At 63.9% G+C, this 14,893-nt stretch carries 13 protein-coding genes and 1 pseudogene; 7 read left to right on the top strand and 7 right to left on the bottom strand.

Going from position 1 to position 14,893, the window contains the following annotated elements; translation table 11 throughout:
• Window positions 1–7: 7 nt before the first annotated feature.
• On the top strand, window positions 8–1,414 hold the full coding sequence (locus tag AC1DEM_RS05205; RefSeq protein ID WP_476883450.1) for an FAD-binding oxidoreductase: 1,407 nt from the start codon (window positions 8–10) through the stop codon (window positions 1,412–1,414).
• A gap of 415 nt (window positions 1,415–1,829) precedes the next feature.
• On the opposite strand, the gene AC1DEM_RS05200 is transcribed toward AC1DEM_RS05205, so the two are convergent.
• The 5 genes from AC1DEM_RS05200 to AC1DEM_RS05180 all read right to left on the bottom strand — a co-directional run bounded on the left by AC1DEM_RS05200 (window position 1,830) and on the right by AC1DEM_RS05180 (window position 6,847).
• Complete coding sequence (locus AC1DEM_RS05200; protein WP_476883449.1) at window positions 1,830–2,150, bottom strand: hypothetical protein; 321 nt, start codon at window positions 2,148–2,150, stop codon at window positions 1,830–1,832.
• Window positions 2,151–2,316: 166 nt separating this feature from the next.
• Window positions 2,317–3,285 (bottom strand): diacylglycerol/lipid kinase family protein, encoded by a 969-nt coding sequence (locus AC1DEM_RS05195; protein ID WP_476883448.1) that lies wholly within the window; start codon window positions 3,283–3,285, stop codon window positions 2,317–2,319.
• Window positions 3,286–3,626: 341 nt separating this feature from the next.
• The gene (locus tag AC1DEM_RS05190; RefSeq protein WP_476883447.1) at window positions 3,627–4,025 is read right to left on the bottom strand and encodes a DUF1003 domain-containing protein; all 399 of its coding nucleotides are present in this window, start codon (window positions 4,023–4,025) and stop codon (window positions 3,627–3,629) included.
• A gap of 589 nt (window positions 4,026–4,614) precedes the next feature.
• Window positions 4,615–5,289 (bottom strand): response regulator, encoded by a 675-nt coding sequence (locus AC1DEM_RS05185; RefSeq protein ID WP_476883446.1) that lies wholly within the window; start codon window positions 5,287–5,289, stop codon window positions 4,615–4,617.
• Window positions 5,282–6,847, bottom strand: coding sequence for a sensor histidine kinase (locus AC1DEM_RS05180; protein WP_476883445.1), 1,566 nt, complete (start codon window positions 6,845–6,847; stop codon window positions 5,282–5,284). The genes AC1DEM_RS05185 and AC1DEM_RS05180 overlap by 8 nt, the downstream gene beginning before the upstream one ends.
• Before the next feature lie 151 nt (window positions 6,848–6,998).
• Here AC1DEM_RS05180 and AC1DEM_RS05175 point away from each other — a divergent pair, with 151 nt between their 5' ends.
• From AC1DEM_RS05175 to AC1DEM_RS05155, 5 genes are all read left to right on the top strand, one after another.
• Window positions 6,999–7,973 (top strand): Bug family tripartite tricarboxylate transporter substrate binding protein, encoded by a 975-nt coding sequence (locus tag AC1DEM_RS05175; RefSeq protein ID WP_476883444.1) that lies wholly within the window; start codon window positions 6,999–7,001, stop codon window positions 7,971–7,973.
• A 78-nt stretch (window positions 7,974–8,051) separates the two neighbouring features.
• Window positions 8,052–8,816, top strand: a complete 765-nt coding sequence (locus AC1DEM_RS05170) for an amino acid ABC transporter ATP-binding protein (protein ID WP_390205315.1) — start codon at window positions 8,052–8,054, stop codon at window positions 8,814–8,816.
• 55 nt (window positions 8,817–8,871) lie between these two features.
• Entirely contained in the window at window positions 8,872–9,735 is an 864-nt protein-coding gene (locus AC1DEM_RS05165; RefSeq protein WP_476883443.1) for a glutamate ABC transporter substrate-binding protein, read from the top strand.
• A gap of 9 nt (window positions 9,736–9,744) precedes the next feature.
• The gene (locus AC1DEM_RS05160) at window positions 9,745–10,389 is read left to right on the top strand and encodes an amino acid ABC transporter permease (RefSeq protein ID WP_476883442.1); all 645 of its coding nucleotides are present in this window, start codon (window positions 9,745–9,747) and stop codon (window positions 10,387–10,389) included.
• Window positions 10,386–11,249 (top strand): amino acid ABC transporter permease, encoded by an 864-nt coding sequence (locus AC1DEM_RS05155; protein WP_476883441.1) that lies wholly within the window; start codon window positions 10,386–10,388, stop codon window positions 11,247–11,249. Before AC1DEM_RS05160 ends, AC1DEM_RS05155 begins: the two co-directional genes overlap by 4 nt.
• Window positions 11,250–11,557: 308 nt before the next feature.
• Here AC1DEM_RS05155 and acs read toward each other — a convergent pair whose 3' ends face one another.
• Both acs and AC1DEM_RS05145 read right to left on the bottom strand, forming a co-directional pair.
• Window positions 11,558–13,537: an acetate--CoA ligase gene (acs, locus tag AC1DEM_RS05150; protein WP_476883440.1), complete on the bottom strand. Its 1,980-nt coding sequence runs from the start codon at window positions 13,535–13,537 to the stop codon at window positions 11,558–11,560.
• A gap of 6 nt (window positions 13,538–13,543) precedes the next feature.
• Window positions 13,544–14,116: an acetate uptake transporter gene (locus tag AC1DEM_RS05145; RefSeq protein ID WP_476883439.1), complete on the bottom strand. Its 573-nt coding sequence runs from the start codon at window positions 14,114–14,116 to the stop codon at window positions 13,544–13,546.
• A 366-nt stretch (window positions 14,117–14,482) separates the two neighbouring features.
• Here AC1DEM_RS05145 and AC1DEM_RS05140 point away from each other — a divergent pair.
• Window positions 14,483–14,893, top strand: a pseudogene (locus AC1DEM_RS05140) (hypothetical protein); the annotation flags it as partial.

The raw sequence follows: 14,893 nt of genomic DNA, 5'->3' as shown, positions 1-14,893 counted from the left end.
ACGCATCGTGACAACGACGCAGACTAGGCCGACCCGCCTCGGCGAGGCCACCATAGCCGAGTTCGCCGCCGGCCTGCGCGGCACGGTCGTCCGGCCAGGGGACGCCGACTACGACCACGAACGCAGCATCTGGAACGGGGCCCACGACCGCCGTCCAACGCTCATCGCACGCTGTGCAGGTGTGGCAGATGTGATCCGCACGGTCGATTTCGCGCGCAGCGAGGGATTGCCGTTGTCGGTTCGCGGTGGTGGCCATTCGATCCCCGGGTTTTCCACGGTAGACGACGGTATCGTGCTGGACCTTTCGCTGATGAAGGGGGTCCAGGTGGATCCTGCCCGCCGCCGGGTGGCGGCACAGGCAGGGTGTACCTGGAGGGACGTGGACGCAGAGACCCAGCAATTCGGGCTTGCGGTGACCGGCGGTCTGGTGTCCTCGACCGGCATCGCCGGCTTCACCACCGGCGGCGGCATCGGCTGGCTCGTGCGCAAGCACGGGCTGGCAAGCGACAACCTGGTCGGGGCCGACGTCGTCACCGCTGACGGGCAGTTTATTCACGCCAGTGCCGACGAGCACCCCGATTTGTTTTGGGGACTGCGCGGCGGCGGCGGCAATTTCGGTGTGGTGACGTCCTTCGACTATCAATTGCACGAAGTGGGGCCCATCGTCCTTTCCGGCCTGGTTTTCTACCCCGCAGAAGAGGCAGAGCAGGTGTTGCGCGGCTATCGGGCGGCATGCGCGGCGGCCCCCGATGAGCTGACCACGCTGGTCAACATGACCACGGCGCCGCCGGTCCCGTTCCTGCCAGAATCAGTGCACGGCAAGCCCGTCATCGCTGTGGGAGGGTGCTGGTCCGGCGATCTCGATGCCGGCGAGGCCGCCACCGCGCCCTTCCGGTCATTGGGCACGGTCATCGCCGATGTGTTCGCGGCCAACCCGTACGCGGGGTGGCAGCAGGCGCTCGATCCGCTGTACCCGCGGGGCATGCACAACTATTTCCGCTCGGCATTTCTGCGCGCCGCCGACGACGCGTCCGTGCGCGTGCTGCTGGACTCGTTTGCAGCATCGCCCAACGCCATGACGGAAATTCACGTGCACCACCTAGGCGGCGCGGTCGGCCGGGTTCCTGCCGAAGCAACGGCCTTCGCACTCCGCGACCAAGAATTCATCGTCAATGTTATTGCGCGCACGCCGACGGCGGAAGGCTTCGCGGATGTCGTCGAATGGGCCCGAGGCGTGACGTCCGCGCTCGGTCCGGACGTGGCGGCCTACGTGAATTTCACAGGGGAAGCGAATACGACGCTCGTCCGGGCGTCGTACCCGGCGGATACATACCGGCGGCTCGTGGAACTGAAGAACGAATACGACCCCACCAATCTCTTCCGGTTGAACCAGAACATCGCGCCCACGGTGTGACAGCACTGCCTGCGTGAGTTGAGGCAGGAAGATCCCCGGGTTTCCGGGGATCTGCCTGCGTGGGAAGCAGGCAAGGAGCGAGCCACAAAGCAGCAACGGCAGTAACTCACTCCGGTGTGGACACCGTACAGCACCCCGATTGGCCGGACAAACGAGAACCAGCCCTCCCCCAAGCCACCGGTAAACAAAGATTCCGGAAAAGAGATCTTCAAAAAATCCCCGGAACATGGAACTCGAGAGCCGACAAGCACGCTACGTCGCACCTGTCGGCGCTAAAGACGACTGGGCGAAAGTAACCAGGTGAAAATGCACACCGCCGGGGACAGGAAAACCCCTGAGCCTCGTCCTTTCCTCATTGGCCCACCCACCCTAGCCAGAACGAACAGGACCACGGTCCAGCCCGACTGCCGTCCCCTCACATACTGTCGGCGTCCTTTCGAGCCAACACGGCGTCGAGCACCCTGTACTCGGCCTCCTCTACCGCCCAACAGGCGTACGCGATCGCGAACTTGGCGTCTTCCTCGGCGTCGTCTGCATATCGCTGCGCGGCCTTGAGGTCGTGCTCTGCTCTCGAGGACTCAATGTCGCGCCGGACCGACGCGATCTGGTCGTCCCAGCTGGTCTGCACGTCGTTCCACCACGCGGCGACCTTTCCCTGGTTCGCCTCGGCGGCCTCGCGCAGCTGATCCGTGCCCTTCTGCAAAGAGTCCCCCGCGCCCTTTACGTCCTGCTGCAACTTTGCCTGCGCATCCGTTCAGGGCCGAAAGTCCTTTTGACCGTGCTTGCACGGCCCGTTGACAGCCTCGGTCTCCCGCGGGCCTTGCTGTGAGCCATAGACGCGACACCTTATGTGCTCCACCAGGGCCTTGGCGCAGTCACGACAGTCGACGCTGGCACCCACGTTAATGCGGGGTGGTACGCGGCCGCGGCGGCCGTAGCTCCAACCAACGGCCGAGCCAGCTGCGCAGTAAGTCCCGAAGAGTCGAGCGGGCCGGGAGCGGGCGGGCCGCCGGTGAGAGCCGGGTCTCTCGGGGAAGGCGGATCCGCAGCGCGCCCGGCCGAATGGTGAACCGCAGTGGGGCGGCGATACGGAGTGCCTCCCCGTCCATTCCGACGTCGATCGGCCCACCTGAATCCACCTCAAACGTCGAGGGCTCCCAGGCGACGGAGCCGGGAAACGTCTCCGGGTGCCTGCTGGCCGCGGCCAACTGGCGCCGTGCTTCTGCTGGATCGTCCGGGAGCTTGAGGGCGATCACCCCGAGGTGGCCGCCGTCGAGTCGCGGCCGATTGGCGAGGGTAGCGGGCGTGCGGCCATACGGGTTGTTCGAGACCTGGACGACGTGCGCGCCGGTGTACCGCTCCCCCGCCGGACCGGTGAAGCGCAGGTCGAAGGGTCGGCTCCCAGGCCCCAGCATGGTCGGCAGCATGCTCAGGGTGGTGTCCGCCTTTTCATTTCGGTATTCGGGAGAGCGGACGATCTGCGCGTACAGCCCGAGCGAGACGTTGTTGACGAACACCCGGCCGTTGACCTGCCCGAGGTCGATGCGACGTTCCACCGCCACTCCGAAGGCCTCGAGCGCCCCGATAACATCGCCGCGGTCGAGACCGAGATCCATGGCTAGGTGGTTGAAGGTGCCGGCGGGCACCACGACCATGGGCACAGCGTGCCGGGCGGCCACGTCCGCGACCAACCCAAGCGAGCCGTCCCCGCCTGCCATGCCGAGCACGTCGGCGCCGCGGGCCACTGCGGCCTCGGCCAGTCCGGTCAGGTCCTGCCCCGGTTCCAAAATGAGCACTTCAATGCCGCGGGCCCGGCATTCGTTGACCAAGCCGAGGCGATCGGCCTTGCCGCCGCCGCTGCGGGGGTTCACGATCAAGGCTGGATGGCCCGCCGGCGAAACGGCGCGGCCCGGAGGTTCCGACCGTCGCAGGACGCGGATCCAGCGGATGGCCGCGATGCCCGCCCAGGCGAGCACCGTCCCGGCTATGAAAATCCCGATCCAACCGGTGTCGGATCTGCACGAACGAGGCCCCGCGGCGTTCTGCCGGCTTGGTGGGCACGGTCTGCGCAACGGCGCTGACGGCCGGGTTGACGACGGCGAAGCCGCGTGTGGCATGCCGCCGTGTCGCCCCATCCGCAGCCAACGCACGCCGCGAGCTGCCAGGGGACTCTGGGTAGTCGGGGCGGCGCTCTCCGGGCCATAGACGGCGGTCATCCCTGACCGATCACACGTCTATGCAGCTCCGTCATGAGCTTGTGGGTCTCGCGGGTGAGCTCCGTGTTGTTCTTAAGTTCGGTTTCCTGCTCGAGGAAGTCGTGATCAGCCTTTTCCTGCTGGAAGGCGGATGCCCTGTTCTGCCCAATCATGATGAAGGTCGACAAGAAGATCGACTCCAGCGAAACGACGAGGGTCAGCGTCGGCCACGGGCTCTTCTCGACGAACAGCATCCACCCGGCGAAGACGACCACATGGACGTAAACGAAAGGCATCGATCCGGCAAAGCCGGTGATTGCATCGGCGATCCTTAGTTGCGGGTGCTCGGCACGCTTCTCCCGGAACCTCGTCACGACGGGGTGTTCGCGCAGTGGCGGCGGGTGGAGTCGGGGCATTGCTCTCCTCGGAAGTTGCGGCGGACGAGCCACGCTACAATCGGGGTCAGTCACTGCACTACGGCGTCGACGGCCGGGTCCCGGGATGCTCCGCCGCCTGGAGGCGGCCGAGGACGCCCAGCCACCTCCAACAGCTGCTAGAGCACCTTGGAGGGACGCGGTCTCTCACCTCAAGTCTTGACCGTCCGAACACGAACAATAGGGGCTAAGGTCCCGAGACGTCCTAAACGCTGGGTTGTTGCTTCGACTGGGAGCCCTCAAACGGGGGCGCCGACGGCCGTGTGGCGGCTTTCGTCGTCGACGACAATCATGATTTCGGCCAGCACATCGACGCTTACACATTCATTGCACCGGCGGTAGAATTCGTTCATCGTTCTCAGCCCAGCCGAGGCAGTTCTGCGCCTCAACTTAACGGATAGTCACTTGACCGCCCGTTCCCGTCTTGGGCCGCCACCGTTTCCCATCACGGGCAGGGCAGGCCTTCGACGACGAAGATCACTGACTGGGCATCGGATCGGCCGGCGGGACGTCTCGCTGTAGGTGCATACCCGCATCGATAGCGGCCGATATGTTCTGCTCCAATCACCGCTCAGTGACGCCGGTATTTTCTCTCCGGGCGTCCTGCGCGGCCGTACTCCAGACGGACGGCAGCCTGACCCGTTTCGACAAAATATTCGAGATAGCGTCTTACGCTTACGCGAGAGAGCCCGGTAGTGTCCGCGCAGTCGGAGGCGGAAATTTCGCCACCACCCTCGAGCGACGCCGCGACGAGCGTGGCCGTTTCGGTGCTCAAACCCTTAGGCAGGCGGTGGATGACCTCGGCCAATGGCCGGGCTGAATATCCGAAGATCTTGTTGATGTCTTCCTGACCCGTCGCTTTGGCCCGGTTTAACGCATCGTGGCGTTCCTGGAATCGTCGAAGCTGGGCGGCCAGGTCTTCATATTCGAAGGGTTTGACGATGTAGTGGGCTGCGCCGCCTTCGAGGGCATCGCGGACACTGTGAGCTTCCGTGGCAGCGGTGATGATGATGACGCCGACGGGCACCCGTGCCGCGCGGAGCTCGCGGAGCAGGTCAAGGCCGCTGATGTCGGGCAGGTGCACGTCGAGGAGCACCAGGTCCGGGCGAAGCTCCTGGACAGCTTCCCGTGCGTCCTTGCCGGTGGATGCGGTTCCAACAACACGGAAGCCAGGAGTCTGCTCAACGAATCGGGTGTGTATCCGGGCCACCATGAAGTCGTCCTCGACGACGAGAACGTCAATCATGGACCACGGTGGCGTAGGGAAGCGTGGCTTCGAAGACGGCCCCGGCGTCGTTGTGGACCGCAACGGAGCCGTGCCGTTTGGAACATACGAGGCGGACCAGGGCCAGGCCCACGCCACGCCCGGACGCCGGTGCCGGTTTGGTGCTGAACCCGCGGGTGAAGATGCGCTGCTCGAGATCCTCGGGCACCCCAGGTCCCGGGTCACTAACTCGGATGGTGATCATTGAATCATTGTCGCTGACGTCGACGAGGACCGTGACGTCGGTAAGGCCGGCGATGGCATCGACCGCGTTGTCGATGAAGTTCCCTAGGACGGTGATGGCGTCGGCTGCCAGAGAGGGCTCCAGCGGACCGAGACATGATTCGCCGGAAAGTCGAAGTTCGATGCCGGATTCGGCGGCGAGGCTTGTTTTGGCCACGAGCAGTGCGGCGACGGAGGGGTCCTTGATGCGCTGGGCTATTTCGTCGTTTATCTCCGCGCGGCGCCGGGTCAGAGTCCCGATAAAGGTCCTTACTTCCGCAAATTCGCCCAGCTGGACCAGACCCGACACGGTATGGAGCTGGTTTAGGAACTCGTGCGTCTGGGCGCGGAGCGTTTCAGTGATGCTCTGGTTCGCTGCGAGCCGGCTTTCCAATTCGGCCAGTTCGGTCCGGTCACGCAGGGTAGTGACAGTTCCCATCGGGCGGCCGCGGCTTCCGACCGTGCGTCGGTTGAGCACGAGGAGTCGCGATCCGCTAACAGCCATCGTTTCCTCACCGTTCGTGGTCTCGAGCAGCAGGCCTTGGAGGTGCCCGTCCAGCGGCAACTCCTTGACGGGCGTCCCGGCGGCGTCGGGCGGGAGTCCCAGCAAGTCGGTCGCAGTCTGGTTCAGCAGGGTGATTTTGCCGTCCAGTCCGACGCCGATCACGCCTTCGCGGATGCTGTAGAGGAGCGCTTCACGGTTGTCTGCCAGTTCGGCGATCTCGTCCGGCTCCAGCCCTCTGGTGCGTCTGCGGATGAGACGTGACAAGAGCCAGGAGCCGGCAAGGCCCAGCGCGGCTCCCATCCCGAGGAAGAGCATAAGATCCGGCACGGCTGCGGCCAGTGCGCTGCCGTAGGGAGGGTATTCGTCGGCCACCAGGGCGACACCGTTGACGGTTCCGTCTGCTTGAAGGACCGGGACCCGGGCCCCAATGGTCTGCCGGCCGCCCAGCGTCAGGTCGCCGGTCCACGACCGTCCAAGAGGTGACCGGTCCGCGGCCAGGTCCAAAGTGTCCCCCACTGTTTGCGGATCCGAGGACGCAATGACGGTCCCCTTCGCGTCGGTCACGGCGACCACCGACGCACCAGAGAGGGCACGGGACTTGTCCACGTCCGGCGCCAGCATGATGGAGGCCTGAGGCGCAGTGATATCGTCCCGGACCAGCGGCGTCGACGCCAGATTTTCTGCGATCGCCAACATCCTCTGCCCGCGGACTTCGACGAACTCCGCCCGTGACTGAGTCACCGAGACCATCGTGACCGCCAGCAGAACGGCGGAAATCACGCCAAGCTGCAGAAGCAGAAACTGCCCCGACAAGGTGAGGCGCCTACCCGGCAGTGAACGTGACCACAAAGACCACAACCTCCATTGATTCGCTAACAGTGACATCTGACATGACGTGAGTCACTCTTTGATAGTAGCCACGCCATCAAGGCCCGGCGGACACCACAAGGAGGTGAGGAGCAGGATGACCCTGTCCAAGTACGCGAGAGCCGCAGCCGTCGTACTGCTCCTGACTGTGAGTGCCTGTGGATCGGCCGCCCCGGGAGCCGAGTCGGTATCCGACACCCGCATGATGGTCCCGAACAGCCCAGGGGGCGGGTATGACATCACCGCCCGGATCGCGGCCCGCGTCATGGAAGATTCCGGAATCGCGGGGCATATCGAAATTTTCAACGTCACAGGCGACGGCGGCACCGTTGCCATGGCCCGGCTGACCAATGAGGCAGGAAACCCCAGCCTCATGATGATGATGGGACTGGGTGTTGTCGGCTCCGGCTACGCAACCGGCTCCAAAATCAGCGTCTCAGACGCCACGCCAGTAGCCAAAATGCTTGAGGAGCCCGAAGGCATCCTGGTCCGTTCGGACTCACCGTACCGGACGGTCGGGGACCTGGTCGCCGCGTGGAAAGCCTCACCGGCAACCATCACGGTGGGGGGCGGCTCGGCCGTCGGCGGACCGGACCACCTCTTCCCGATGGAGCTGGCACGCACCGCAGGCATCCGGATCAAAGACGTGAAATACCGACCCTATGCCGGCGGAGGTGAGCTCTTGCCGGCGCTGCTGGAGAAGAAGGTCACCTTCGGAACTTCGGGTTTGGCAGAGTATGCGGAGCAGATCGATTCCGGACAGCTGCGGGTGCTGGCTGTCTCGGGCCCTAACCGCCAGGCCCGGATCCAGGCACCCACCCTCCGCGAGTCCGGGATCAACTTAGTCTTCACGAACTGGCGCGGAGTCCTCGCTCCTCCGGGCTTGTCCGAGGCGGACCGGAACAGACTCATCGAGGCGCTAACCCGGCTCCATGATTCCCCGGCCTGGAAACAGGCGCTGTCCGACAACGGCTGGGAGGACGCCTTCACCACCGGCGAATCCTTCCGTACCTTCCTCAGGCAGCAGGAAAAACGGGTGGCAACCACCCTTCGGGAGCTCGGCCTCCCCTAACCGGCCCGCACGGCCTCCCTTTTCAACAGGTTTTCGTTCAGAAGACCTCGTCACCGCAACCCAAGACAGGAATACCCCATGCCCGAAACCGCCTCAATACTGCCTGCGGAAAGCGACGTCGTCGTCGAATTCCGGGCCGTGGAAAAACACTTCGGCAACCTGCACGCTCTGCGCAACATCAACCTCAGCGTCAGGCGTGGAGAAGTCGTCGTCGTCCTCGGCCCCTCCGGCTCCGGCAAATCCACGCTGTGCCGGACCATCAACCGTCTGGAAACCATTGACAGCGGACAGATCCTCGTCGATGGCGCACCGCAGCCGGCCGAAGGGCGGGAACTCTTCAAATTCCGCACCGAAGTCGGCATGGTCTTCCAATCATTCAATCTGTTCTCGAACCGGACCATCCTGGACAACATCACGCTTGCCCCAAGGAAGATCCTGGGCCAGAGCAAAGCCGCAGCCGAACAGCGCGCCCGCGAACTCCTTGACATGGTGGGTATCGGGGCGAAAGCCAATGCTTTCCCCGCGCAGCTCTCCGGCGGACAATCCCAACGAGCCGCCATTGCCAGGGCCCTCGCCATGGACCCCAAAGTAATCCTTTTCGACGAACCCACCTCAGCCCTGGACCCGGAGTCCACCCAGGACGTCCTTGCCACCATGCGACAGCTCGCCGAACGCGGCACAACCATGCTCGTCGTCACCCATGAAATGTCCTTCGCACGGTCCTGCGCAGACCGCATCATCTTCATGGCCGACGGCGCCATCGTCGAAACAGCAGACCCCGAAACCTTCTTCTCCGCCCCCGAGAGCGACCGCGCCCGCAGCTTCCTCTCCTCCGTGCACTAATCCCCCACCCAACCAGCCTCGGCACCGATGCCGACGCCCACCCAAAAGGACAATCATGAAAACCCTCCGTATCCTCGCCTCCGTCGCGATCGCCGCAACCCTCGCCCTCGGCGCCACCGCCTGCGGCAGCTCCCCCTCCCCCGCCAGCGCCCCGACGCAGAGCTTCGCCGCCGGAACGACCATGAGCAAGATCCAGCAGCGCGGCAAAGTCATCGTCGGCGTGAAATTCGATCAGCCCATGTTCGGAGTCAAAAACCCGGTCAGCGGTGAGATGGAGGGCCTGGATATCGAACTGGCAAAGCGCATCGCCAAAGACCTGACCGGCAGCGAGGACAACATTGAATACGTCGAAGCCGTAACGGCCAACCGTGAGGCCTTTCTCCAGCAGAACAAAGTCGACCTGATCCTGGCCTCTTACGCCGTCACCGACGCACGGAAAAAGGTAGTCGCCTTTGCGGGCCCCTATCTGGAAAGCGGCGTATCCATGATGGTCCGCAACGACGAATCATCCATCTCCACCAAAGATGACCTCAATGGCAAACCCGTGTGCACCACCACCGGCGCACGGGCCGCCCAGCTCCTGCCCACCCTGGCCCCCCAAGCAAAACTCACCCTCTTCGGCACCTACAGCGAATGCGCGCAGGCGCTGAAGCAAAAGCGGGTTGACGCCGTGGTCACCAACGAGTCCCTCCTCCTGGGCCTGATCGAGCAGAACAAGGGCGACTTCAAGGTCGTCGGAGACTACCTCGCAACAGAGGAATACGCGATCGGATCCGCCAAGGACGACACCGCGTGGCACGACTACCTCGACGGCTTCCTCAAGAAGATCGCCGACAACGGCGAGTGGAAGAAGGCCTACGACAGCACCATCGGAGCCGTGCGCCCCTCAGAGGTCACCGCTCCGCACATCACTCTGTAGGCCGTCATCATGTCCTTCCTCTCCGGCTATGCCGCCGACTTCACCAGCGGAGTCCTGATAACCCTTGAACTCACTGTGCTGGGCTGGACCGGGGCGTTGGTACTCGGAACCCTGCTGACGGCAATGCGGGTCAGCCCGATCCGCACGCTCAACGTTGCTGCCGCCGCCTACGTCACGGTCTTCCGCAACATTCCGCTGCCGGTTCAAATGGTCCTGTTCGTCTTTGGCCTCCCGCTCCTGGGCATCCAGTACTCTCTTTTTGTATCGGCCGCGATTGTCCTGGTCCTCTACACCGCGCCGTTCGTCAGCGAAACACTCCGGTCCGGCCTCAACACCGTCGCCTCAGGTGAACTGGAAGCCCTCCGTGCCCTCGGGTTCGGCCCGCGGCCCGCCATGCTGCACCTCATCTTGCCCCAGGCCTTCGGGACCGTTGTCCAGCCGCTGGGAAACGTGCTGATCACCATGATCAAAAACACCTCGGTCGCCGCCTTGGTCGGTGTGGCGGACCTGACGTTCGCCACCAACAAAGCCGCCGTCGACCAGGCCCAACCGTTTCTGATCTTCAGCGGAGCGGCAGTCAGCTACCTGCTGATCGGGCTCATCGTCGGCCGGCTCGTGGCCATTATTGACCGAAAGGCGGCGTTCAGCCGATGACTACCAAAACACTTTTCGACACGCCGGGCCCCCGCTCCCGACGCCGCCACACCGTCGTCGAAATCATCTGCGTTGCAGCTCTGGCCCTCGGTGCGTACGAGGTGTATCAGGTGCTCGACGCACACGGGGAATTCAGCGCCGCGGCCTGGAAACCGTTCACGCAATGGGGGCTGTGGGCGCTCCTGGGAGAGGGACTCGCCAACAACCTGCGCGCAGCAGCAGTCGGCATGGCCTTGTCCCTGTTCTTTGGTTCGTTGCTCGCCTTCGGCCTGCTTTCGCGCCGCAAAGCCGTCCGCCTCGCGTGCCGCGTATTTACCGACGTCTTCGCCAGCGTACCGCTGCTTCTGTTGCTCTACTTCACGTCCCTGGTGCTGCCTTCCTACGGGCTGAAACTCTCCGACTTCTGGTTCCTCGTCATCGCCTTGACGCTCTTCAGTAGCGCCGTCGTGGGAGATCTCCTCCGCTCAGGAATAAAGGCCATTCCCTCCGGACAGACCGAGGCCGCTCACGCCCTGGGGTTCTCCGGGATCCGGACCATGCAACTGGTGCTCCTGCCTCAAGCGCTGCGGTCTATGAGCCCGGCCCTCGTGAGCCAGATGGTGATCCTCTTCAAGGGCACCGCCCTGGCCTTCGTGCTCGGCGGCTACCTTGAACTGCTGCGCAGCGCCACCGTGATCGGCACGTACTACAGCCGCTCCCTGCTTCAGGCACAGATCGTCGCGGCACTGGGCTTCATGATCGTCAACATCGCACTCGGACTACTGGCCACAGCCATGGAACGCCGCGAACAGCGACGAAACCTCGCGGCCCCGGCCGCACCTCGCGCCGAAGAGGCACCAGCCGAACTCGCAGCACGGTAGCCAACCCGCAAGTCAGATGTGCCCGGGGACCGCCTTTCTGCGGTCCCCGGGCACATCCGGGCACACGGTCCTCCACCAGCCCGAACCGAACATCCGGCAGCCACGATCTCGAAGGACCAACGAACTCCGGTCCATCCTTGGCCAAGCCACAGTCAGAAAACGCCACACCGGCGACCGCATACAGACTACGTGCTTCCCGCCGCGTGACCGGCCACGAAGGACATGCGGCCCTGGGCCGTAGGGAGGGTTGCAGATCAACTCCGCCGCCGCGTCCCGCTGTCCATCGTTCAACAACACGTGCGTCCCAACTAGTGCAGCCCCCCGGCGCCGCCCGGCATGCCCGCTTTGATTAACTCCATGACTGACGCGTCCGCCAAGGTGGTGACATCCCCGATCGGCCTGTCCTGCGCCACGTCTTTGAGGAGCCGTCGTATGATCTTGCCGGACCGGGTTTTAGGCAGCTCGGCTACCACCATGATCTGCCGGGGCCGGGCGATTTTGCCGATTTCCTTGGCCACATGGTCCCGCAGCTCCTGCACAACCTCCGGTCCGCCGTCACCTGCCTCGCTGCGCAGGATGACGAAGGCGACGATGGCCTGCCCGGTTGTGTCGTCGAGGGCACCCACGACGGCGGCTTCGGCCACCTTCGGATGGGCGACGAGCGCAGATTCGATCTCCGTCGTCGAAAGCCGGTGTCCCGCCACATTCATCACGTCGTCCACCCGGCCCAGAAGCCAGATGTCCCCATCCTCATCCTTCTTCGCGCCGTCCCCTGCAAAGTAGAGCCCCGGGAACCGTGACCAATACGTCTCCACGTACCGGTCGGCGTCTCCCCAGATGGTGCGCAACATGGATGGCCAAGGTTCCCCCAGAACCAGATAGCCGCCGGAGCCGTTGGCAACCGGTGCGCCCGCGTCATTTACGACGTCGGCCACGACCCCTGGCAGTGCCCTCATGGCCGCGCCCGGTTTACCTGCTGTTACGCCCGGGAGCGGACTGATCATGATGGCCCCGGTCTCGGTCTGCCACCAGGTGTCCACAACGGGCGTTTGGTTGTGCCCGATGTTCTCGCGGTACCAGATGTAGGCGGCCGGGTTGATCGGTTCGCCTACGGTGCCGATCAAGCGCAAACTCCTAAGCCTGTACTTTGCCGGTATCTCGGCACCCCATTTCATGAACGTACGGATGGCGGTCGGGGCACAGTAGAGGATCGAGACTTTGTACTTGTCGATGATTTCCCACCAGCGGCCCCTGTGCGGGGTGTCCGGCGTGCCCTCGTACAACACGGAAGTAGCACCATTAGCCAAGGGACCGTACACGATGTAGCTATGCCCGGTAACCCAGCCAATGTCCGCGGCTGTCCAGAAAATATCGGTCTCAGGCTTTAGGTCAAACACCGCCCAGTGGGTATAGGCGCATGCCGTGAGGTAGCCACCAGTGGTGTGCAGGATGCCCTTGGGCTTGCCCGTGGTGCCGGACGTGTACATCACGTACAGGGGATGTTCGGCGTCGAAGGTCTCGGCTTCATGATCGGCGGAAGCCAGCTCAACCGATTCGTGCCACCAAATATCGCGGCCTGGTGTCCAATCGACCTCCTGGCCTGTACGGCGGACCACCAGGACGTTGCGAACGTCCGGGCAGTCCAGCAGGGCCTCGTCGACGGCGGACTTCAACCCGCTGGCGTTGCCGCGGCGGTAGGCGCCGTCGGAGGTGACGACGATCCGCGCGTCGCAGTCGTGGATCCGCGTCCGGAGCGCGTCCGCAGAGAACCCGCCGAACACGACTGTGTGCGGTGCCCCAATTCGGGCGCAGGCCAGCATCGCCACGACGGTCTCCGGAATCATCGGCATATAAATGGCCACCCGGTCTCCGGGCATGACGCCCAGTTCGCTCAGCGTGTTCGCTGCCTGGCAGACCATGTGGGTGAGCTGAGCATAGGTAATCGCTCGAGTGTCCCCCGCTTCACCTTCAAAGTAATAGGCAACCTTGTCTCCGCGGCCGGCAGCTACATGACGGTCAAGACAGTTGTAGGCTGCATTGAGCCTGCCTCCAACGAACCATTTGGCGAATGGCGGATTTGACCAGTCCAAGACCTCACTCCATTTTTGGGACCAGTCCAGCCGCTCCGCCTGCCGCGCCCAAAACGCCAGCCTGTCGCCGGCGGCCTCGTCATAGTCCGACGACGTGGCGTTGGCCTGCGCGGAAAAGCCCGCTTCCGGAGGAAAGCGCCGCTGCTCGTGCAACAGGTTTGCGAGGGCCTCATCCGATTCTGTTGGGTCTGCGGCCATGGCCTGTCACCGTCGCCCCACCGGAAGCACAGTCCGTTTGTAGGTCGAGTTCGCGACCACCGCGAGGGAACAGTACCAGGCAATCAGCGCCGTCACGATGCCCAGCCAGCCGCCCAGCACCGTCAGTCCGGTTGCCCCGGAGAAAGCGCCAAGAAACAGCGCAATGAACGTCAGGGTCAAGAAGACGAAAACGGCAAAGACGCCCATGCTGACGCGCCACGCAGAAATGGTCATGTACGCGGTAAAGATTGCCCAGCCCAGAAGGTACAGGCCGACAGCTTTGCCGGCGTCCGCCGCCGGAAGGCTGCCCGCGCTGAACTGGCTCAAGAACCAGAAGGACAGCCAAAAGGCTCCGTAAGAGCAGAAAGCCGTCGCGCCGAAAACGTTGCGATTCGCAAATTCCCAGATTCCGGCGGCGAACTGCGCCATGCCGCCGTAGAACAGTGCAAGTCCCAGGACTACGGGTTCGACCGCTTTGGGGATCAGGCCGGCATTGATGACACTGAGAACAAACGTGGTCATTGCGAAAGCGCCCAGACCTAAAGCTGCCGGATCGGCAAAGGGTGGGCTGGCGCTCACCTGTGGAGACACAACAGCGTCTTGGGCTGGTACGGGATTTTCAGCCCTGCGACCACTTCCCGCCGGGGCGGTCCCCGCCGCGGAGCTTGATTCGACACTCATGGCACGACTCCTTGGTCAGCACCAGCACCATTGCTGGTGACGAATAACAGGTTACTCCTGAGTGTGCAAGGCCAGCATCGGGACTGCATCCGGTTTTACCGGGAACTCCCCCGCGCCGATGACCTCCCCCAGGCCAGGCGCGGGGGTGTTTTTTCATCGTTGGCGATGTATCCTCGAACGGACTTCCCGGGCTTGTGAATATCTGCTCTGGGCTCAGTGCGCGCCCGGACCGGGATGCACGGCAGCTTTGCCTAGACTCGGTGGATGTCTGAGACCGCAAACCTGAAGGATAGCGCCGAACACCGCTGGCCGGCCGTAGTCGGGTTGCTCATCGCGCTGGGCCTCTATGCCGCTCTTCCCAGCGCCTTCCTGCCGGCCATCCGCTACACGGTGGTGGGAATCGGACTCGTGATGCTGATTCCCCTGCTGATCCTCAACCCCCGCCGCTTGCGCAAAGAGACGCGCTGGTCCAAACGATTAGCCACGGGCCAGGCACTCCTCCTCGTCGCCGCCAACGGCGTCGCCTTGGTGCAGCTCATCATTCTGCTGACCGACTCCGGCAGCGGCGACGGGCGCACGCTCCTTCTGGCAGCACTGCAGATCTGGGTAACAAACGTCATCGCGTTCGCCCTGGTCTTCTGGGAACTGGACCGCGGCGGACCGGTCGCACGGCGG

Source organism: Arthrobacter sp. 05T420, assembly GCF_056396305.1.
This window is presented reverse-complemented; position numbering and strand designations above follow the sequence as displayed.